At 45.1% G+C, this 20339-nt stretch carries 22 protein-coding genes; 11 read left to right on the forward strand and 11 right to left on the reverse strand.

Going from position 1 to position 20339, the window contains the following annotated elements; all coding sequences use genetic code 11:
• Nucleotides 1-231 precede the first annotated feature (231 nt).
• Together AC6CIB_RS09205 and AC6CIB_RS09210 are read right to left on the reverse strand one after the other, a co-directional pair.
• A complete protein-coding gene (locus tag AC6CIB_RS09205) occupies nucleotides 232-411 on the reverse strand; it encodes an HAD family hydrolase (protein ID WP_498279877.1) in 180 nt (59 codons plus the stop codon).
• Nucleotides 395-847, reverse strand: a complete 453-nt coding sequence (locus AC6CIB_RS09210; RefSeq protein WP_498279879.1) for an HAD hydrolase-like protein — start codon at nucleotides 845-847, stop codon at nucleotides 395-397. The genes AC6CIB_RS09205 and AC6CIB_RS09210 overlap by 17 nt, the downstream gene beginning before the upstream one ends.
• A 137-nt stretch (nucleotides 848-984) precedes the next feature.
• Here AC6CIB_RS09210 and AC6CIB_RS09215 point away from each other — a divergent pair, with 137 nt between their 5' ends.
• The 5 genes from AC6CIB_RS09215 to AC6CIB_RS09235 all read left to right on the forward strand — a co-directional run bounded on the left by AC6CIB_RS09215 (nucleotide 985) and on the right by AC6CIB_RS09235 (nucleotide 3132).
• Complete coding sequence (locus tag AC6CIB_RS09215) at nucleotides 985-1767, forward strand: CPBP family intramembrane glutamic endopeptidase (RefSeq protein WP_498279881.1); 783 nt, start codon at nucleotides 985-987, stop codon at nucleotides 1765-1767.
• 32 nt (nucleotides 1768-1799) lie between these two features.
• On the forward strand, nucleotides 1800-1982 hold the full coding sequence (locus tag AC6CIB_RS09220) for a hypothetical protein (RefSeq protein WP_498279883.1): 183 nt from the start codon (nucleotides 1800-1802) through the stop codon (nucleotides 1980-1982).
• A gap of 179 nt (nucleotides 1983-2161) precedes the next feature.
• A complete protein-coding gene (locus tag AC6CIB_RS09225) occupies nucleotides 2162-2398 on the forward strand; it encodes a hypothetical protein (RefSeq protein ID WP_498279885.1) in 237 nt (78 codons plus the stop codon).
• A gap of 153 nt (nucleotides 2399-2551) precedes the next feature.
• Entirely contained in the window at nucleotides 2552-2893 is a 342-nt protein-coding gene (locus AC6CIB_RS09230) for a DUF3221 domain-containing protein (RefSeq protein ID WP_498279887.1), read from the forward strand.
• A gap of 53 nt (nucleotides 2894-2946) precedes the next feature.
• The gene (locus AC6CIB_RS09235) at nucleotides 2947-3132 is read left to right on the forward strand and encodes a hypothetical protein (protein WP_498279889.1); all 186 of its coding nucleotides are present in this window, start codon (nucleotides 2947-2949) and stop codon (nucleotides 3130-3132) included.
• 181 nt (nucleotides 3133-3313) lie between these two features.
• Here the strand turns inward: AC6CIB_RS09235 and AC6CIB_RS09240 are convergent, their stop codons facing one another.
• A complete protein-coding gene (locus AC6CIB_RS09240; protein ID WP_498279891.1) occupies nucleotides 3314-3682 on the reverse strand; it encodes a YkvA family protein in 369 nt (122 codons plus the stop codon).
• Between the two features lie 163 nt (nucleotides 3683-3845).
• Between AC6CIB_RS09240 and AC6CIB_RS09245 the strand changes: the two genes are divergently transcribed.
• Together AC6CIB_RS09245 and AC6CIB_RS09250 are read left to right on the forward strand one after the other, a co-directional pair.
• Entirely contained in the window at nucleotides 3846-4172 is a 327-nt protein-coding gene (locus tag AC6CIB_RS09245) for a YnfA family protein (RefSeq protein WP_498279893.1), read from the forward strand.
• A 92-nt stretch (nucleotides 4173-4264) separates the two neighbouring features.
• Nucleotides 4265-4831, forward strand: a complete 567-nt coding sequence (locus AC6CIB_RS09250) for a DUF6434 domain-containing protein (protein ID WP_498279895.1) — start codon at nucleotides 4265-4267, stop codon at nucleotides 4829-4831.
• Between the two features lie 277 nt (nucleotides 4832-5108).
• Here the strand turns inward: AC6CIB_RS09250 and AC6CIB_RS09255 are convergent, their stop codons facing one another.
• The gene (locus AC6CIB_RS09255; RefSeq protein ID WP_498279897.1) at nucleotides 5109-5324 is read right to left on the reverse strand and encodes a hypothetical protein; all 216 of its coding nucleotides are present in this window, start codon (nucleotides 5322-5324) and stop codon (nucleotides 5109-5111) included.
• Nucleotides 5325-5419: 95 nt separating this feature from the next.
• On the opposite strand from AC6CIB_RS09255, the gene AC6CIB_RS09260 reads away from it, so the two are divergent.
• A complete protein-coding gene (locus AC6CIB_RS09260) occupies nucleotides 5420-6019 on the forward strand; it encodes a dienelactone hydrolase family protein (RefSeq protein ID WP_498279899.1) in 600 nt (199 codons plus the stop codon).
• A 267-nt stretch (nucleotides 6020-6286) separates the two neighbouring features.
• On the opposite strand, the gene AC6CIB_RS09265 is transcribed toward AC6CIB_RS09260, so the two are convergent.
• The 5 genes from AC6CIB_RS09265 to AC6CIB_RS09285 all read right to left on the reverse strand — a co-directional run bounded on the left by AC6CIB_RS09265 (nucleotide 6287) and on the right by AC6CIB_RS09285 (nucleotide 13798).
• Nucleotides 6287-7849 carry a glycoside hydrolase family 32 protein gene (locus AC6CIB_RS09265; RefSeq protein WP_498279901.1) on the reverse strand — a complete coding sequence of 521 codons (1563 nt, stop codon included), beginning with the start codon at nucleotides 7847-7849 and terminating at the stop codon, nucleotides 6287-6289.
• 66 nt (nucleotides 7850-7915) lie between these two features.
• Nucleotides 7916-9385, reverse strand: coding sequence for a levansucrase (sacB, locus tag AC6CIB_RS09270; protein ID WP_498279903.1), 1470 nt, complete (start codon nucleotides 9383-9385; stop codon nucleotides 7916-7918).
• 255 nt (nucleotides 9386-9640) lie between these two features.
• Nucleotides 9641-10909, reverse strand: coding sequence for an ABC transporter substrate-binding protein (locus tag AC6CIB_RS09275; RefSeq protein ID WP_498279905.1), 1269 nt, complete (start codon nucleotides 10907-10909; stop codon nucleotides 9641-9643).
• The gene (locus tag AC6CIB_RS09280) at nucleotides 10906-12063 is read right to left on the reverse strand and encodes a response regulator (RefSeq protein ID WP_498279907.1); all 1158 of its coding nucleotides are present in this window, start codon (nucleotides 12061-12063) and stop codon (nucleotides 10906-10908) included. Before AC6CIB_RS09280 ends, AC6CIB_RS09275 begins: the two co-directional genes overlap by 4 nt.
• On the reverse strand, nucleotides 12041-13798 hold the full coding sequence (locus AC6CIB_RS09285) for a cache domain-containing sensor histidine kinase (protein ID WP_498279909.1): 1758 nt from the start codon (nucleotides 13796-13798) through the stop codon (nucleotides 12041-12043). The genes AC6CIB_RS09280 and AC6CIB_RS09285 overlap by 23 nt, the downstream gene beginning before the upstream one ends.
• A gap of 741 nt (nucleotides 13799-14539) precedes the next feature.
• Between AC6CIB_RS09285 and AC6CIB_RS09290 the strand changes: the two genes are divergently transcribed.
• A complete protein-coding gene (locus tag AC6CIB_RS09290; protein WP_498279911.1) occupies nucleotides 14540-16282 on the forward strand; it encodes an ABC transporter ATP-binding protein in 1743 nt (580 codons plus the stop codon).
• A 120-nt stretch (nucleotides 16283-16402) separates the two neighbouring features.
• Here AC6CIB_RS09290 and AC6CIB_RS09295 read toward each other — a convergent pair whose 3' ends face one another.
• Both AC6CIB_RS09295 and AC6CIB_RS09300 read right to left on the reverse strand, forming a co-directional pair.
• Nucleotides 16403-17110 (reverse strand): YwaF family protein, encoded by a 708-nt coding sequence (locus AC6CIB_RS09295; protein WP_498279913.1) that lies wholly within the window; start codon nucleotides 17108-17110, stop codon nucleotides 16403-16405.
• 130 nt (nucleotides 17111-17240) lie between these two features.
• Nucleotides 17241-18074 carry an SDR family NAD(P)-dependent oxidoreductase gene (locus AC6CIB_RS09300; RefSeq protein ID WP_498279915.1) on the reverse strand — a complete coding sequence of 278 codons (834 nt, stop codon included), beginning with the start codon at nucleotides 18072-18074 and terminating at the stop codon, nucleotides 17241-17243.
• A gap of 113 nt (nucleotides 18075-18187) precedes the next feature.
• Between AC6CIB_RS09300 and AC6CIB_RS09305 the strand changes: the two genes are divergently transcribed.
• Both AC6CIB_RS09305 and AC6CIB_RS09310 read left to right on the forward strand, forming a co-directional pair.
• Entirely contained in the window at nucleotides 18188-19156 is a 969-nt protein-coding gene (locus AC6CIB_RS09305; protein WP_498279917.1) for a helix-turn-helix transcriptional regulator, read from the forward strand.
• Between the two features lie 150 nt (nucleotides 19157-19306).
• A complete protein-coding gene (locus AC6CIB_RS09310) occupies nucleotides 19307-20083 on the forward strand; it encodes an alpha/beta fold hydrolase (RefSeq protein ID WP_498279919.1) in 777 nt (258 codons plus the stop codon).
• The last annotated feature ends 256 nt before the right edge of the window (nucleotides 20084-20339 follow it).

The raw sequence follows: 20339 nt of genomic DNA on the forward strand, positions 1-20339 counted from the left end.
TGTCATTCATTGAACTCTGTGTTAATGTGTTACTATCTTGAAATTGACCAACTCATGTGAAAAGCCACCCACTGAATTCAGCGGGTGGCTTTTCTCTGTCCATTTACAATTTACCATCAAATTCTGACGTATCCATCCACCCTAAAATTATCCAATGAACTCAATCATAAAATATCTTAGGTAGAGGAAGGGCGACTCCAAATAAATCATATCGAATTAGAAGTTCAAACCTCAAATGATAGAATACAATTCTTCCACACTCGTCATAACATAATCAGCATGAGGATTCTCTTCAACCTTATCCGTAAAATAACAGGCACTGATCCCTGCATTTTTTCCAGATAATAAATCCAAATCCCGATCCCCGATCATGATCGCTTCTGAGTGGTCTATATCATGCGTACGTATCAAATGCTGTATGGCATCCGGACTCGGCTTTCTCTAAAAACCCGTGCTGAGAGGTGATGAAGTCAGAAAAGTAGCCCGTCAGCCCATAACTCTCCAGCATCTTGATCGAAGACTCGCCCCTGTGGGTGTACAAATAATTTCTTCTGCCCGTTTCATGAATATACTTACAGAGTTCCACGATCCCTTCAAAGGGCTTGGACAAATCGAATTCCACTTCTTTTCTGCGGGAATTGTAGGCTGTGACAAATTCCTTTCCAATCCCATACCTTTTTTCATAATGTTTCAGAGTGGATGTGATCGATACCTTCATCTGTTTCATAATTTCCTCTAACGGCTCTTCGATTCCATGTCTTTCTAGCGTTTCCTTGAAGGTGCCCGCCATCACGGGATATGTATCAAAAAGAGTGCCATCGAAGTCCCATATGATGTGTTTGTACATGTCCATTCCTCCGCTTATGTAAACTATCCTAATTTTACCACAAGTAATGGTCTTTTCGTCCATAATGGAAAAAGTACTCATGCAAAATAGGAAAATTATGCTAAACTATTTTTAAAGATAATCAAAGGGGGAGCTTGATGATTCGTTCACAACAAACGATTTTCCTTATAAGTTCGGCCGCCCTGTTTTTCGCAGGAATCATCCTTCTTTCATATAGAACATACGATTGGGGACTGCTGCCGCTACTGGGCCTATTCATCCTCTATCTCTCTACTAAAAAGAACCGGTCCGTAATTTCCCTATTCCTGTTCTTCCTGTTCGGGTTACTGGTATTTCAATTCACAACAGGCTGGATTAACGAGTGGAATGTTTCAAAAGAAACGAAAATCCTGTTGAATAGAAGTATTCTTCTATCCATCCTGATGGCTTTAGCAGTCTCACACTTAATATCAAAAGAAAAAATTCGTTTCTTCACTGTGTTCCCGAATTGGAGAAGGCGCATCTCTATGCCCTCCCATACCATTTCAACGCCCTTATTTTTACTGATTGGGCTATTGGGATCCAGTACCATCCTCATCCCATTGATCTGGTCTGCGGGAATCAGTGATGTGAAATCCGTATTCTTATTCGCTATAGGGTTTGCCATCCTGAACGCTATATTAGAAGAGCTCATTTGGAGAGGGATCATATTGTCATCTCTGATACGAAACGTCTCCACCCTTTATGCAGTAGTCGTCACCAGCATCGGATTCGGAATATTACATATATCCATCGGAATCCCTGTACTCATCAGTCTCCTCTTCTCTTTTGGGGGCCTATTCTATGCCATGGTGGTTTTAAAGACGGATAGTATCTATCCTTCAATCGTTTTTCACATGGTGATTAATGTGGGGATGGTGTTGAATGGATGGATTGTTTGAGCGCCACTAATCGAATATAGGAATTGAATGTCATGGAACTCTTTTTAATCTTTATAATCGTTATCGTTCTTATAGTTTTTCTCTTTATCTTCTACATCATTGTTGAGCGAGCCGTTCGAGAAGGCATTAACAACTCGGTCATCGGGCGACTCCTCGAAGAAAAGCATGGAATCAAAGAACCACAGGGGGACGAGGATTTATTCGACGATAAGTAATCATGAGGGGTGATCCGTTGTTTGGAATGTCAGTTGAAGAAACACTGATCTTAGTGTGGTGTGCAATCTTATTGATCAACAATGTCGAACTGATCTTCAGATATCGCTCGAATAAAGATAAGTATATAGAATTCTAGGATTCCGGGGCATTCTTCCCTATAAGTCAATTCAGACTGACAATGGGAATCCTGATCGGCACGTTTATCTTTAAAGGACTTATCTATATCATAGCCGCTTTTGTCCTCCACAATATCTATGCGATCGTAATAGGATTCCTTCTGTTGGTCTTAAAGCTGATCATCGGCATTCAAGATGGGGAGACGTTCCGCAAGAGCAAATGGGATCTGGTGATGTTACTTCTTGAAACAATGTTTGTACTGTACTTCATTCTGGCTTACTTCTTTTTTAATTGGTGAAGTGAAAAGGAGCTTATCCGATAGAGGGTGAGCTCCTTTTTCCGTTAAATCTCCTATACTCTCTTCGCTTCCATGTTTAATACCACTACTTTCATCTGCCCTACCTGTAACATAACTCTCCTTCTCTTCGACTGATCCATTGAGGTGAATCGAATGAAAAGAAAAAGCTTATTGATTCTTCTAGTGACAAACCTGGTTCTTCTTATTGGTTGTGAAGGCGTACACCTGGACAACGCAAGCTATGACGACTTGTCCGACGACAAAATCATTCACGGAAAAGTCATCCAGAAACGTTGCAAAGGCATAACTCTGGAACTAACCGGCGAGTCCAAAGAGACATTCTCTGACACCATCCGCGTCGGTGTTACGGATGAAGAAAAGTTCAACCGCATAGAGGAAGGACAGAATCTATCCGTTTGGTATGATTTCATTCGCGAGTCCAACCCTCCACAGACGAAAGCATTAAAAATAGATGGATATTCTTCACGATCGTAACTAAAATATGGTACTATTAATTAACAATAATTGGAATAAAAGGAGAACACACGATGAAATACCTTAAATCCTTTTTAGCTTTTGAATGGATCACGATCATTGGGGCTTCAACCGTCCTCTACACCCGCTGGGACTTCCCCCTCTCTGTTTGTATCGGCATCGTAATACTTGGGGTGATCCTTACGCTTTACTTTACCAAAAAGTATGAGCCCAATGATGATAAGGTGAACGATATATAGTGGATATGGGGAGAAAGAAATCTCACTAGAATATGAACATCATCCCACATCACACACTTCACAACGTTCGTCACCTTGGTCAAACGTGGACATGAAGTTCGTATTAAAAAAAAGCATCATCAACATTTACGTCAATGACACTGAAATCTTCAAGGCATTTTATTTTTCCCCTCTTATCTCACTACAACTTCCCATCAACCTCAGACGTATCCACATCCTCCCCGAACCAATCACTCAACTTCGCCTTAGCCTTACCTTTCACCTCGTCATCGATATACATGGCCACCTGCAGCAAAGCCAGACCCAACGCACCAAGGTCATCTGTAAACCCTACTCCCACCGCCATATCGGGAATGAAATCTGTCGGAAGGATGAAATACCCCAGAGCCCCGATAATGATCATCTTCGCCTTCACGGGAATATCTGGCTTTTGCAGGACAAAATAAAGAAGTAAAGCCGTATAAACGACGGAATGTCCCGCCTTCAAGCCGTACCTTTTCAACTTATCCCAAAACTTTTCCTCTGAATAATGTTTCTCGGTATTATCCATTTCACTTCCACCTCCAGTATGAGACGAGCTGCCATCTCTTGTTCCTTTTATTGTAGAAGGTTTGGTGGAAATAGACAAATGTTTGGAAACGTGGATTCTAAGCCCTGATCTTCGAAAGTACGTTATAATCCAAGTACATAAACTTATATAGGAAGTGATCCACATGCTAAATGCCATCATATTATTCTTCCTTGCCGGAATCGCTGAAATAGGAGGAGGCTACCTCATCTGGCTATGGCTTCGGGAAGGGAAGCCAGTCTATTGGGGAGTGGCCGGCGGAATCTCCCTTGCCCTGTACGGCGTCATCGCAACCTTCCAATCCTTCCCTTCATTCGGCAGGGTCTACGCGGCATATGGGGGAGTATTCATTGTCCTGTCCGTCCTATGGGGATGGGGAATCGATAAGAAAACACCTGATTTGTATGACTGGGTTGGTGCGGGGATTTGTTTCGTTGGGGTTGGTGTGATATTGCTTGGTCCGAGGCAGTAAGCTTCCATTTCACTCGTTACATCAATTTTTATGGACAAACAAGAACATTTGTTCTAAAATGGATGTAAATGGAATTTCAGGAACTGGTATGATTGAGACCCCCATTAACAAAGAATACACCCATTCAAGCGTTCAAAGAGTATTACTGGTTAAAGGAAGAGCTGCAAACATTTAGCCGGGCCAATGGAATCAGTGCTTCAGGTTCGAAGGTAGAGCTATCAGAACGGATTGAGACCTTCCTGCAGACAGGTGAAATCAAAAAGCCTGTTAGAAAAAAAGGAAACCGGAAATCAGTACCTCAAGTAAATTTAAATCTTGATACCCTCATTACAGAACATCATCGCTGCAGTCAGGAAGTGAGGGCATTTTTCAAGTCGGTCATTCCGGCATTTCATTTCTCGACCTATATCCAAGACTACTTCAAAAACAGTACAGGGAAGACCTATCGTGATGCAGTGGAAGCATGGTATGAAGAAGAAAAACGAAAGAAAGACCCTTCATACAAGAAACAGATTGCACCACAATTCGAATACAATCAATTCACCCGCGACTTCTTTTCCGACCCGAATAATCGGGGCAAAAGTAGAACCGAGGCCATTGAAGCCTGGAATGAAATAAAGAAGCTTCCTGGGAGTAATAAATATGTAGCGGATAAGTAACGTTAAGAAGGTCCGTCCCTCGAAATGAGGGACGGACCTTCTTCATTAATCAATCATTAGATCCTAGAAACCGTCTGTTACTTCGTCGTGCTTATTTAAGAAACTATCTCTGTTCGTATCATAAAATCAAGGAACACAGAATCATCTATGATTCCTTGGGTATTAAGATAGTTCGTTGCATTCTCAAGGTTGTTGATTTCTCGATTGCTATGCTTCTCTTTCATGTTATACCAATTATCCAGTTGCCTTTTGATGGTATACAAAACATTCAATGCCATCATAGTATCATCATGACACTGTAACCAAACCTTCGCATATCCGCCGTCTGCTTGAATTCCGTCGTCAGGTCCTCATGACTTCTCGCGTTAATGTAATTCCCTCCTGAAGCACCGGCCATTTCCTTTAATCCCTTCATCATACTTGCCGAACGGATAAACCTCCTCAATCTTCGAACAGGAAGCCTTCTTATCCTTATCACTACCTGTGCCGACATGCCCATAGACCCTAATCTGGGTTGATGTCTTTTTCATCTTATGTGGATATGGAAAAAATAGTATACTAGACGGTGAAGAATAAGGGGGCAAGAACATGATTCGAATACAGCAAAATTCCAGTACGGTTACGATAGTCATTCACGAGATTTACGGAATCAACCAGCATATACAGAACTTTTGTGAATTTATTTCAGAACAGGGTGTGGATGTCATCTGCCCGGATTTATTAGAGAGGGACACCCCTTTCGATTATTCTCAAGAAGAACTGGCGTACCGTCATTTCATGGAGAATATCGGATTTGCTCGATCTTCACAAAAAATAATGGAAACCCTGTCAGATTGCAAACTTGAATACAAAAAAGTGGTGACCATCGGATTCAGCGTAGGAGCAACGGTTGCTTGGTTATGCAGTGAAGATGAAAAGATTGATGGAGTCATAGGATACTACGGTTCACGCATCCGAAACTATTTGGAGATCACACCACGATGCCCTACTCTATTGTTCTTTCCTGAAGATGAGCCATCCTTTCAGGTTGATGAAGTCATTTTGACGTTAGAAAAAAAGAATATCGAAATTCAGAAGTACAAGGGGAAACACGGGTACAGTGACCCTTATTCGTCAAACTATAATAGAGAATCCTCGCAAAAAGCGAGGGATAGAATCATAGGTTTTCTTAATGTAAGTAAGGATTAAACAGAAATTTCGCATGCCCGGGGATCATACTCCAAATTTTGATGAAGGAGCATATTTAGGTGAATTTGTAGTTTTGTTTGCATGATGATGAGGTTGTTAAAGTTATGGCCTGATTCCCACCGTGTCACCTCATTTTGACCTCTTATAACCGGTACCTGACCATAAGGGGTCTGACCCTTATATTGAACCACTTCACCAAAAACACCCTTTAAAATTTTCATTAGGGTGTTTCATCACGAATGTTTTCGAAAATTAAAATACTCATAGTTATTGAGATGATCTTAGCTTCTCCACCTTCAACTTCTCAAACGTCACTTGTCCCCCTTCCGAAAATAAAGAAATACATTGATCCTCAGGTCGTGGAAAGACCAAGTTAGTATGAACGGTTCGACCATTGTCAATAAAGACCTCGACACTCGTCTTATCAACAAAAATGGTGAGATGAGCCTGTTTAGCAGCGGAATCGAATGGTGCCTTGCTTTCCACAAATGTCCCTTCTCTGTCCGGTTGATCGATAAAGCTCCGGTTTAGGTATGAATAGTCGCCTTCAAGGGAGATTCCAGCATCGATATGTCGGGATTGATCTTCGGACTCGCGTAATCTGAAGCCGACTTGATCAGCATCCTCCCAAGAAATATCCGCCTCTATCCGATAAGTCTCACCTTCAAAATCCAGCTTCTCCATTCCGTCTTCAACAGTAATACCCTCAAACGTCTCTGTAGATTCCACCAACCCATCAAGCGCTTCAATAGGCTTCGACACAAGGTAATATCCACTCCCAGCATCACCATCCAACCTGATTTCCCGTAAGATCGAATCAGTCCCATTAAACCCATCATGCTCCATCGTCGGAGTGTTATCCGCATACGACCACTTATTCATCCAGGCAAACGCATACCTCTTCTCTTCCTTATCCTCAGCCTTACCATCTTCAAACGTCACCCCACCATACCAATCAAATCCATAATCCAGCCACTGGGGATCAGCTTGATCGGCTTCAAACGTACTGCCATTGAATTCCCCTGTCCAGTAGGCGTACGTATTCGGTTCCCCGATCGCTTCTCCATTGGCACTCACTCCGAGCACCCACTTCACCGTGCCGTCGGGCGCCTTCATTTTAAACAAATCGGGACATTCCAACACGCCTAAGTCCGATGTCTGAAAATCCCCTGTAAACGTCCAATCCTTCAGATTCTCAGATTCATAGAAACCGACCTTCGAACCTTCTGCCATGAGCATGACCCATTTGTCCCGTTCGTGATCCCACACAACTTTGGGATCACGAAAATCCTTCGTACCAGGATTCTTCAAGACTGGCTCATGACTATAATTTTCAAATGTCTTTCCTTCATCGTTACTCACCCACATGTATTGTTCCTGCTCACCGGTCTCCCCGGTTGGCTGGGTCACGATCGCAATGAAGGCATCCTTTCCGAAACCGGCTGTATTCTCCCGGTCGATGACGACGGAGCCGGACCATGGATCGCCGTTTTCATTGGTGTATTTCGGGATCGCCACTCCCTGGTCTTCCCAGTGGATGAGGTCCTCGGATACGGCATGACGCCACTCCGTCCCGTTGCCGTCCGGGTAGTCTTTGTTGTAAAGATAGTAGTAGTGGTATTTCCCTTTATAGTAGACCGGCTTTTGCGGGTCGTTCTTCCACTTGTCGGGGGTCGTGAAATGGTAGGATGACCGGTACGAAACATTCTTTTCAGCCTCAGGGCGTTCGTCTTTGTCCTGAGATTTCATCCACCATGCAGACGCTCCAACCATCAGGACGATCAGAACCATTAGCATGACGATTCCCTTCTTTCTTTTTACTGGATTCATTTCTTTCCACCACCTAATAAAAAAGAAAATGCCATCTCTGACATTTTCTTTTTTTGAAGTTTGCTATTATTGTTCGTCGTACGTGATTTGACCTTGCTCCAGAATGCCGTCTTTCACAACAGATGATTTCTTGTTGTTGATATCAAGAAGGAATGAAGGAGCAAATGTTGATTTGTGATCTTGGAAGAAGCCACGGTTTGTCATATAACTCGTCACAACGAATTGATCGGAATCCTGCTGCGGGATGACATAGTGTGCGTACGTCCATGTGAGGTCGTTAGGATCCAGATCCTGATGCAGGACGATCCCTGTTTCGTTCATTGGCTTGAAAGGACCTGTTAATGAGTCCGCAACATAACCAAGCATGTAGATATCTTGATCATCAGCGCCATCGATGGTCATTTTCGATCCGCGTGTACTAGTGAATAAGTAGAACTTGCCATCTTTCTTGAAGATGTTCGGGCGCTCGATTTCGTCCGTCACCGTGTTGGATACAAGAAGCGGCTTCATTTCTTTCTTGATCGTGTAGTCGTCGTTGATTTCGATGATTCCCATTGCGCCGTTAGCCAGTTCAGCCAGATCTTTCTTCGGGCTTTCCTGAAGGGCTTTGAACTCCTCCTTGAAAAATTTCATTCCTTTTCCGTAGTAAGCTCGGTTATACAGGGAATCTTCACCTGAGTAACCATACTCTGTACCTGTGTTTGCTTCGAATACTAAGTATTTTTTGCCCTTATCTTCGATGTAGTGCGGGTCACGGAGCGTGTGGTTGTTCATGAAGTTGCGGTCTTCGAATGCTTGGCCCACGGTTTCATAGGTTTCCCCGTCTCCACCGCTGTAGATGGATTTGTGATCCTCGATACCGTCGATTTTCAATTCACTTTTCGCTTCTTCTGATACGTTGACTTGGGCAGTGGTCAATGTTTGACGTCCGAATAGGCCTTTGCTTTCGTTGAAGTCTCCGCGATTCGTGTAGAATAAGCGGATGTCACCGTCTTCTGTGAAGAGGGCTGATCCCGACCATTCTTCTACCTGACCCTTTAAGGTTTCGTCGTTCGCTTTGTATTTATCTTCATCGTCGAAAACTCGTCCTGCATTCTTCCAGGCATCGATGGAATCATCGCCGACTTTCTTATAGAACATGTAGACGAATGTATCATTGGCGTTTTTCGGATCACCGGCAAGTCCGAAGACGATGTGGTAGCCGTTGTACTCAGCCACGGTGCCGTCTGCGTTTTGAAGCGGCCATGTATCCCATACATCCATTTTGATTTCGTTTCCGTTTTCATCCACCTTGGTTGCCGATTTTACATTTTTGATGGAAGAAGCGTCAAAGGAAGGAACGGTGAAGCGGTCATCCCCATGTTGCTCGACCATGTTTTTCATATCCTGGCGGGTGATCTGTGACGTGCCGTACGTTTCTTTGTATCCTTCTTCCCCAGCCCCGTTGGCAGAAGCAGATGTGAAGCCGCCTCCGAAAAGAATGGCTGCACTTAACGAAACAACGGTTGCTTTGCTTGCAAATTGACGATAGTTCATTATGTACTCCTCCTAAATGATAGTTATAAGTTCCGGCGCTCTAAGCTCGCCTTACATATATCAGTATAAGAGGGGGGGCCAGAACTGGATATGGCATGGATTGATGTCATTTTCGTCTTAAATTGATAAGGGGGAGGATAGGCTCATATGGGGGGGGATGAAAGTCATGGAGACGATTAACAGGGAGAGGGACCTACCGTACAAAAAAACGACCGTCCATCCCGACGAGTCGCTTTCCATGCTCGATCACCCAGCCTAAGAGGAGGATGACAGGCACGCCCCTTCCTTCCAAGCCCTGTCGAATTCCTCTAATGCTTCCTGCCCCGAGTTCTCTTCATCGATATAATCCTGCATGATTCCTCCCATCTCCTTTTTGATACATGGGGAAAAGGAGGACCAGTTGAAGGTGTTCGTATCCTTGATCAACTTCAGGGTTTCCTCTCCGAGTGGACCAATGTCCTGGACGGGGATGTCCTTGAAGGCCGGAATGAAGTGAAACTTCTCCGTCATGTATGCCTGTCCTTTCTCTGATGACACCATCCAGTTCAGGAACTTCTTCGCTTCCCGTTTTTCCTCCGGGGAGGATTGGGAATTAATGACCCAATAGCTCGGGACGCCTGCTAGGATCCTGCCTTCTTTACGATCATTGAGAGGCACGGGGAACATGCCCACAGAAACTGCCTTGCCTTCGAGCAGTGGCTGAATCCAGTTGCCCTGCAGGATCATGGCGGCCTTTCCCTCTGTGAACTGTTCTAGCTCCGTGTAATAGTCGGTGTTAGTGGGGCGTTCATTTCCGTAACGGACCGTCAGATCGAGGAGGGTGAATAGATTCTGGAATGACGGATTGTCCCGGAAGCTTGCTGAACCCTTATCCAATCCTTGAGGAAATCCCTTGTCTGCTTGAGCAAAGGCGACACTCGCCATATGATGGCCGAGCTTCCAATCCTCATAATAGCCGTTGGCAAAGGGCATGATTCCCTTACGGTCGAGCTTAGCAGCTGCTTCCTCAAGCCCCTGGTAGGTCGATGGCGGGGAAGTGATGCCCGCCTTTTGAAAGAGATCCCGGTTGTAGACGATACCGAAGCCTTCTATATTCATCGGCATCCCGTATACCTTATTATCCAACGTAATCCCGGCTAGCACATTCTCAGATGCCCGGTTGACCCACGGCTCATCTGACAAATCTTCTAAAAACCGTCTCCACTCCTTCGCGGCTTCCCGTCCGAGATTGGTGAAGATATCCGGTCCTTCACCCGCTGCAAGCTTCGCCGTGATATCGGAATAATCATCCGCCGCTCCCCCAACCGTCTCCACCTTGATGGCGACTCCCGGGTTCTCTTCCTCATAAGTGGATACCATCTGTTCGAACTCGTTGGCGATTTCCACCTTGGGATTCCGGATCGTGAGGGTGACCTTTTCTTCTTCAGGTTCCGATTCTTTTTTCTCTTCTTTGGACTCGCCGCAAGCAGTGAGTGTGACAGAGATGAAGCCGATGATAAAGGCTTTGAGTAGTTTCTGTTTCATTCTGATCCCCCGCTTGACCGGAATTCAAACGGCGTCAGTCCGGTCACTTTTTTAAATAGTTTGGAAAAGTATTTCTCATCTTGATAGCCGAGCATGGTGGCAATCGAATAGATCGACTCCTCCGTCTCCACGAGCCACGAATTCGCTTGCTGGATCCGGAGCTTTGTCACGAACTTCGACAGGGTCATGCCGGTTTCTTTCTTGAATGTCCTTGAAATATGCTCCCTGGTGAGGAAAAACATTTTCGACAGCTTTTCAAGGGAAATATCCTCCATATAATAGGTCTCTACATAGGAAACGATCTCCTGGATACGCCTTGCCGCCTCCATTTCATCGGGACGGCGGATCGTCCGGTACTGATTCTGTTCGAGCTCGCTGGATAATCCTTCGAACACATCCTGGATGCTTCCCAGGGAATCGAGCCCGTTCTGGACAAGACGGACGGGGACTGTCATGTTTTCACTCATCCATTCTTCCACATAGAGCCACTGATCCTTCGACGTGATCACGATGCACAGGCTCTCCCCATTAAGATAGGTGAATGCCCTGCCGATTCTCCGGATACCGAGCTCCTCATCCAAAGCTTCTATATGTATTTCCGGACGCTGTTTCCCATAGAAGGAAAGAAGCGTCATGTCCATTTCCTTTTCATCGGGGAGAAGGGGCGCAATGGTGTCTTCCTCCATGTTCTCCCCTGAACAGATGGCGGTCATGATCTGATTTCCGCGCAATCTTATCGCTTCTTCCAGGATCTCTCCCTGCTCGATCACCTCTGCTGCTTCCTCTTTCACTGCCTCCACCACTTTCTCCAGGACGGCCTGAAACGCTTCTTCCTCGATGGGCTTCAGCAAATAATCGAAGCTGTTCAACTGGATCGCCTTCCGCATAAAGGTATAATCGTCATACCCGGTAACGAGGATGATCTTTCCCTTGAAGGACAGCTTATTGATTTCTTCTATGAGCTCCATCCCCGTCATCTTCGGCATTTTGATATCCGTGAATATGATGTCGGGTTCCTCTTGCTTGATGATCCCGAGTCCCTCGACTCCATTCGCCGCCTCAAAGATCTCCGTGATGCCGAACCTCTCCCATTCCCCGAACTGGCGGAGGACATTGCGAACATTCCGTTCATCATCGACTATCAGTGCTTTCATTCGGTTTCCTCCTCTCCAGGAATGGAAGCGTCATGGTGACCCTGAAGCCGTTCCCCTCCATTCGGTCTATGTCAAACAATGCTTCCTCATTGAAATTCAACTGCAGGCGTTCATAAATATTCTTCAGCCCGATCCCACTGTCCCGAGACTGTTCGGCGGCGGCTTTCCTGTACAGGGATGCCTGGATCCATTCCAGCTCTCCTTCGGTCATGGACGCACCGGTATTTTGTACGCTGAAGGTAATGGAATCCCCCTCTCGTTTCCCATGGATGGCTAAGGTAGAATTCTCATATCCTTCTTCATAGCTGTGCTTGAAATAATTCTCCACAAGGGGCTGGAGGATCATGCTCGGAATCGATGCAGGAAGTACGTCCTCTTCGACGATGATATCCGCGCGGACCCCTTCCCCGAAGCGTTCCTTCTGCAGGAAGAGGTACGACTCGATATAGGTGAGCTCATCCTTGACCGTGACCCACTGATCCGCATGAAGGGAATACCTCATCATCTTCGAAAGGGAAGTGATGAGCCTGTACACATTCTTCGCATTGGACCTGAGGGCGACAGCGCCGATCGTCTGTAAGGCATTGAAAAGGAAATGAGGATTCACCTGGGACTTCAAGGCACGGAACTGATTCTTACGGCTTTCGATCTCCAGTTTATACTCCCGGTCGATATGCTGATTGATCCGATGCATCATATCATCCATATGTTCCTCCAAATGCCCCAGTTCATCCTTCCGGGAGGTTGTGAAATCGATGTCCAAATTGCCGCCTTCGATGGACCTTACCTTTTCACTAAGGTGGACGATGGGCTTCGTGATGATATGAGAAATCACCATGACCATGATAATCCCGAGGCCCACTACACCTATCCCCAATATAATATTTGAATATGCCGCTTCATTTACGTCCTTGAACAGGGAATCCTTTGATATGATCTTCACCAGTTTCCAGCCTTCCAGGTTCCCCTCAAACTTTTCTTGGAGGATGAGTTCGTCAGGTGACGGCTTCCCTTTGAAGGATTCCCCGATAGTGTCTTTATGGTTGGAATAGATAATGGTGCCCTTCTCATCCAGGAGCGCCACTCGTGCATCCCCCGTATCGGACAGATGCTGGATGATCGACCCGTACGAATTCACTTCGATATCCATGGACAGGAATCCAAGGAACTTACCCGTAAGGATATTCCTCACCTTGTGATGGATGGTAAGCACCCTCGTCTTATCCGATTCCGGGATGATCGCCGCGTTTCCGACATTCTCGATCACATGGGGGGCTTCGATGAGATAATTCCTCTCTGACTGATACAGCTTTTTAAAAAGGGGCTCCTCAAGGACATCCTCCTGCACTTTCGGGGCACTGAACTTCGAGCGATACACCGTCATCGCCTCTTGATCCCGATTGAAGTAAAAGCGCAGCTGCCGGATGTCAGGACGCGTGACGGAGAAAATCTTCATGCTTCTCTCGAAGGAATCCTCCTGATCCCCCTTCAGTCCCTGTTCAAATACCTGTAAAACATCAGGGTCGTTATAAAGGGCATAGGGAAGGGAAATCATGTCCTCGAAATACCGCTCCAGCACCGCCCCGCTCTCCTGCAGCTCTTCCCGGCTTGTCTCGATTTCATGGTCCTCGACACTTGTCTTCGTGTTGCTGTAAATGATGAATACCGACAGAAAATACGGCAGGATAATGAACACGATCAGCATCCCGAACAACCGGCTGCGGACACTTCGCATCGGCACACCCCCCTTTCTTCATGACAAACACACTATAATAGAGCCGGATGACCGTCAATGATCCGGAAGTCGCAACCAGTGGGAAAAGATAGCCAATTTGTATTAGGTTGCACCTGGACAAGTGGGTTTATGATTCATGATGGGGTCATTCCACCTCATGCGCGTCCGCCACTCCCTCGGTGCTCTTATCTTTTATCTTTTTCTTTCTTTACAAGCTTCTACGTCTATCCCGCAACTCATTCTTAGCTGATTCAACGTCGAGAGGACAAATGAACTATCGCTTTTTCTTTCCTTCAGAGGAAATAAGGATTCTGCTCCTGAGTAAAGACCCCTGCCTTCCGTCATTAAGTTGATAGCAGACTCTAGATTCAGGAAGCCCCTGCTTAAACACTCCATTCCACCGGATCGTCCTCGGAAGATTCATCCATCCATTCATATGTACGTGCATCCCATTTACTCCCCTATATGTTTTCATCCTTTATATAGCGGTTTGATTAGGGATTTACACAAGATTCAGTATGAAATCGGGAGACAATCATACTGTTCTAATTATCAGAAAATTAACTTTATTTTTCTTCATACACATCATACAATGAATGTATCGACTCAAAAGGAGGCTGTTTTCATGAAAAACATCGCTATGATAACCGTACAAACATATAAGGGCGGAACACCTTTTTAACGTTGACGGTCTTCCCCCTTATATGTGTTTCGTGAAATAACACATTAAAGGGGTATATTATGCACTTTCCAGTGAAAAAATTCATTTCGTATTACAAGCCGTATCGTTCGATTTTTCTTATTGTATTGTTCTGTGCTTTGATCACATCGTCCCTGACCCTCGTTTTTCCTTTGCTCGTTCGCTATGTGACGAAGGAAGTCCTGGCAGGAAGTCTTTCCACGGCTTTTGTGGAAGTGCTTTGGGTTGGCGGTCTGATGATTATCCTCGTGATTGCCCAAAACATCGGAAATTATATTGTGGATTACAAGGGGCATGAAATCGGGGCACGAATGGAAAGTGACATGAGAGGCGAATTATTCTCTCATCTGCAGAAGCTTTCTTTCAGCTTTTATGATAAAGAGAAGACAGGCCGGTTGATGACCCGAGTGACGAATGATCTCTTAATGGTATCCGAGCTTTATCATCACGGACCGGAAGATTATGTGAAGTATCTGGTTCGTTTTCTTGGAGCGTTTGTGATTCTGTTCTTTATCAATGCTCCTCTTACTCTTACCGTTTTTTGTTTCTTTCCGATCCTCGGTTTCTTTTCGCTTTATTTCAATAAGAAGCTGAACCGGGCGTTGACGGATAACAAAGAGCGGATCAGCGATATCAACACCCAGGTGGAAGATTCCTTATCCGGCATCCGCGTCGTTCAGTCGTTTGCCAATGAATCCCTTGAAATCAGCAAATTCAACCGGGAGAATCAACGATTTCTGGAGAGCCGGAAGGGAACCTATCAAGCAGAAGCTTACTTCTATAACGGGACGGAAGCATTCATTCAACTGATTACGATCACCATCGTCATCTTCGGGTCCATTCAGATTGTGGATGCGTCCCTTGACCTGCCTGACTTGATCACCTTTCTGTTGTATATAGGCTTTATGATCGAACCCATCCAGAGGCTCACTCATATGAGTACGCAATTCCAGGAGGGGATTACAGGTTTTCAACGGTTCATGGAAATCATGAATACAAAGCCTGACATCGAGAATGCTCTTGAATCAAAACCTCACTCAAACGTTGTCGGACACATTGCACTGAAAAACATATCGTTTCATTACGACACGGCCTTAGAACCGGTATTCGAAGATTTGACTCTCGAGATCCGCCCAGGTGAATACGTAGCCATCGTTGGACCATCCGGAGCCGGAAAGACGACCATTAGCTCCCTGATCCCCCGCTTTTATGACGTCACGGCAGGTGGAATCTATGTAGATGGTGAAAATGTGAAGGACCTGGACTTGAAGTTCCTCAGATCCAACATCGGTATCGTACAGCAGGATGTGTACCTTTTTTCCGGAACCGTCATGGATAATATCCGATATGGTCATCCGGAAGCGACAGACGAAGAGGTGAGGATGGCTGCTCAGCAGGCTAACGCCCACGAGTTCATTACATGTTTGCCAAAAGGGTATCATTCCGAAATCGGACAGCGTGGCGTTCGATTATCCGGCGGTCAGAAGCAGCGGCTCAGTATCGCCCGTGTCTTCTTGAAGAACCCGCCCATCCTCATTCTCGATGAAGCCACGAGCGCTCTGGATAATGAAAGTGAAAGCATCGTCAAGGAATCCTTGGAGCTGCTGGCAAGGGGAAGAACGACGCTCGTGATCGCCCATCGTTTATCGACCATCCGGAACGCCGAAAGAATTGTTGTTTTGTCAGATGGAAAGATTGTTGAGGAAGGAACCCATGAAGCTTTACTCGAACAAGAAGGCCCTTATTCCAGACTGTATTCGAAGCAGTTTGAGATTCAGATGTAAATCGTGAAGGCTCTCCCACCATGGGGTGGGAGAGCCTTTTAGATTGAGCTATTTCATTTCCACATAATTCCCGTCTCCCTGCTTCCAGCTGGCTAGTATATGATAAACATATACCCAGTGTTACCCATTCAACCTCTCCCGCTTCATAAGCATCCCCATTGGAAGATACGTCACGAAAAACACCATAAGTGCCGCTATTTCCAGATTTAGATAATACACGACTCCCGACCCAAAAAAGGACAGGATCGTTTTAGATTCCGTCGGATTGGCTAAGTAGAAGAAATTCGTTTCGAGAAAAAGATTAAGAAAGAAAATCGGCAGGGCGAGAAGGTTGATCATCAGGAAGCCGGTCCATACAGCTTTTCTTGGTACCCGGTATCCCTCATACATGATGAAATAAAGGACGGACCACGCAATGGCTGCATGATGGAGGAAATATTTCAGAAAACGGTAATGAGGAAATTGGTAATACATTTCAGGCGTTACCATACTTAAAATCGGTGGAAGCAACCCGATAAAGAACAGTAAATAAAAAGCTTTCTTATTCGGTTTCAAGAACAAATAAATCGAGATAAATGTACTGATGGAACAGAGCTGAAGTGGCAGGTCACCCACCTCCCATGTTCCCGTTGCCACGAGCCAGATATGCCATGTCACTTCGCTAAGGATCAAGATCCCGAATAATGTCCCCTTCATGATTGACTGATTAGGCTTCAGAAAACGTCTACCATAAATCAGGTAAAAAGATATAGCCACAAACATCAAAAGCACAGTCATATGGGGAACAGAAAACAACTCGAATGTACGCATCTCTGTCACCGAAAACATCATGCCACCCCTATTCCTTTTGAAAGTGGTTATCATGAATAGTCTATTCGGCTTAGATGGGGGTTAAGACTGGATTTCATCAATTGAATTTGTCCCCCGGACCCTTAATCCAGAGGACAGATTCAACCTGCTACATCGTGAACGGTGGAATATAACGTCCATCCACATCCGTGAACTCATACTCCTTCGCCAGGTCCCCTGCTTTTAACACCTTTCCCGTCTTCTCCATCACCACTGGATCCATCGCCAGCGCCGTGATGGCACGTCCAACATAATAAGGGGTTTCGGATTTCCTTAAGTCTTCCGATTCCTGCCAGTGTTCCTCGTCCACTCCCATGTGCTCGAGTACAAGCTCCGTCCTCATAAATCCAGGTGAAACAGCTAGGACCGCGATATTGTCCCCTTTTAATTCTTCTGAAAGTCCGTACGCCATGCGAACGAGAGCATTCTTGGCCAGATCATAATAGAACTGTCCCGTGTACTTGCCATCATCCCAGAAGGTCGTGTGAATGATGAGGGCTTCTTTATTCTCACGGAGTAACGGGATGGCAAAATGATTGGTCGCCAGTTGAGCCCGCACACCGGCCGTGAACATCGTATCCCAATTGGTAAGGGGCAGCTCCCAGAATGCCCCCGGCTTAACCCCGATGTCATGAGCTCCCCACACATTATTGATCAGAATATCCAGCTTTTCCTGCTCCTCCCGAATTTGCCCGATGACCGCTTCCGTTTCTGAATCAATCGTATGGTCACAACGAACGGCAATCCCCTTCCCGCCAGCCTCTTCTATTTGCGAAACCGTGTCGTCAATCGTTCCTGCCCAATTCTTCGTGGAATTCCCTTTGGTGCTTCGTCCCGTGACATATACCGTCGCCCCGGCTTTTCCCAATTCAATGGCGATCGCACGTCCGGCTCCCCTGCTTCCTCCTGTTACGAGTGCAACTTTTCCAGTCAGTGATTTCATCCAACCCATTCCTTTCGTCTAGTAAGATACGTTTATTATACGATCCTATTCTTGACATCCACTGTCATATTTAATTAAATAAACTTAATAAATTCAGGAAAAAGGTGAAGCAGATGAGAGGCGACAGACTCGTATCCATCCTTTTATTATTACAATCACACGGGCAGATGACCGCAAAAGAACTGTCAGAGAGATTGGAGGTCTCCGAACGGACGATTTACAGGGACATGGACGCCCTGAGCGGAACAGGGATCCCGGTGGTGGCAGAGCGAGGGAAAAACGGAGGCTGGTCCTTACTCGAAGATTACCAGACGGATCTGACCGGGTTGAAAGAATCGGAAATCCTGGCATTGTTCGTATCACCGTCAGCCCACCTCCTCGATGATCTCGGCTTGACCCGTACGTCTGAGGAAGCCCGGAACAAACTCATCGCTTCCCTTCCATCCACCTACCGTGAAAATGCGAAAGGCGTATGGAACCGGATTCACATCGACACCAGCTCATGGCGGAAACAGAAAGAAAAAACAGCCTCCTTTGAAGTGATCAAAGAGGCCATCTGGAAGGAACACAAACTGAGGATCACCTACCAGCGAGCAGACGGAAAAACAGACGACCGCATTGTGGAACCACTCGGACTCGTGGCGAAGGGTGATCTCTGGTACTTGATTGCCGCCAAGGAAAATGGTGACATCCGGAATTACAGAGCTTCCAGGATCCAATCTGCCGTACCTCTGGGCGAAACATTTGAAAGACCAATCGACTTTAACCTGGCTCAATACTGGAATTCTTCAACAAAAGCCTTTATAAAGAAATTGCCCTCATATGAAGTGAAGGTGGAAGTCACCCCCTCCACCCTGTCGAGGCTGACTTTCACCGGCCGCTTTGCACGAGTACTTGAAATTGGCGATAAAACCAGTAAAGACTGGATACCCGTTACCCTCTCGTTTGATACAGAAGAAGAAGCAAAAGGGTATTTGCTGGGATTTGCAGATCAGGTGAAAGTCCTCAAACCTAAAGAGCTTCACATGAAGATACTTGAAATGGCAAAGGTCACGGTTACGTTCTATAGTCAGGAGAAATGAGGAAGACATTGAGAAATAAATGTAGTAAGGAATAAATAAATGGTTCTTATAGAATAATATAAATGCCATAGAATTCAAATTAAAATCAAAGCTTGGTGAAGAACTTTATAGATAGAATATATGGCATACATGACATGAGGTGAAAATTACATGCCACTGTTGGACATTGAAGGGACTAATGTACATTATTCAGTTAAAGGGAAAGGGACTCCAATCATTTTTATCCATCCTCCCACTCTAACTTCCGTTAACTTCGAGTATCAATTAGAGGAGTTATCTCGAAGTTTTCAAGTCATCACTTTTGACATTAGGGGTCACGGTCGAAGTCAGTACTCAAACGAACCCATCACCTATCAGCTGATTGTTAGAGATATGATTCAAATACTGGATCATTTACATATTGAGAAAGCTTTAATATGCGGTTATTCCACAGGAGGTTCTATTGTATTGGAATTTTTACTGACTTCTTCAAACCGTGCTTTAGGTGGCTGTATAATAAGTGGGATGTCTGAAGTAAGTGATAAACTTCTAAAGAATAGAATTCGGGTTGCAACCAAGCTTGCGAGGGCTGGATTGGTTTCTGTTTTGGCATGGTCTATATCAAAAGGCAACTCGAATAATCAAGAACTGTTCAATAAGATGTTCAAAGATGCCAAACAAGGCGATTCCAGAAACATCGAGCAATATTATACTTATAGTTTGATCTATAATTGTACCGATCGTCTGAAAAACATCATTCTTCCAACACTATTGATATACGGAAAAAAGGATAATCAATTTCACCATTATGCTGAGATATTACATGAAAAGTTACCTGTAAATCAATTGGAATTCATCGAAAAATCGGATCATAGAATTCCCACAAAAAAAGCTAATGAATTAAATTCATTAATCAGTCAATTTGTTAATATTCATGAGAAAAAGTGAAAGGATACAAAAGGGCATGGAGGAGTAGAAATGGCTCGAATAGTCGGGGCCTGACCTCCTTACTATGTGCTCGTCTATTTTAATAAATGAGGATAATCTCTATTTTGAATCAATTCCACCGCCTCTAATTTGATCAACTTGTTAATTTTTCCGGATTATTTATTTTTAATAACTTTGAGTGATTTCGCACACTTGTCAATTGACCATAATGTGATATCCGTTGAACGATTGCCCTCTATAAAGTCGACAAATCGTT

The sequence above is a fragment of the Rossellomorea sp. GQ25 genome (genome assembly GCF_059758515.1).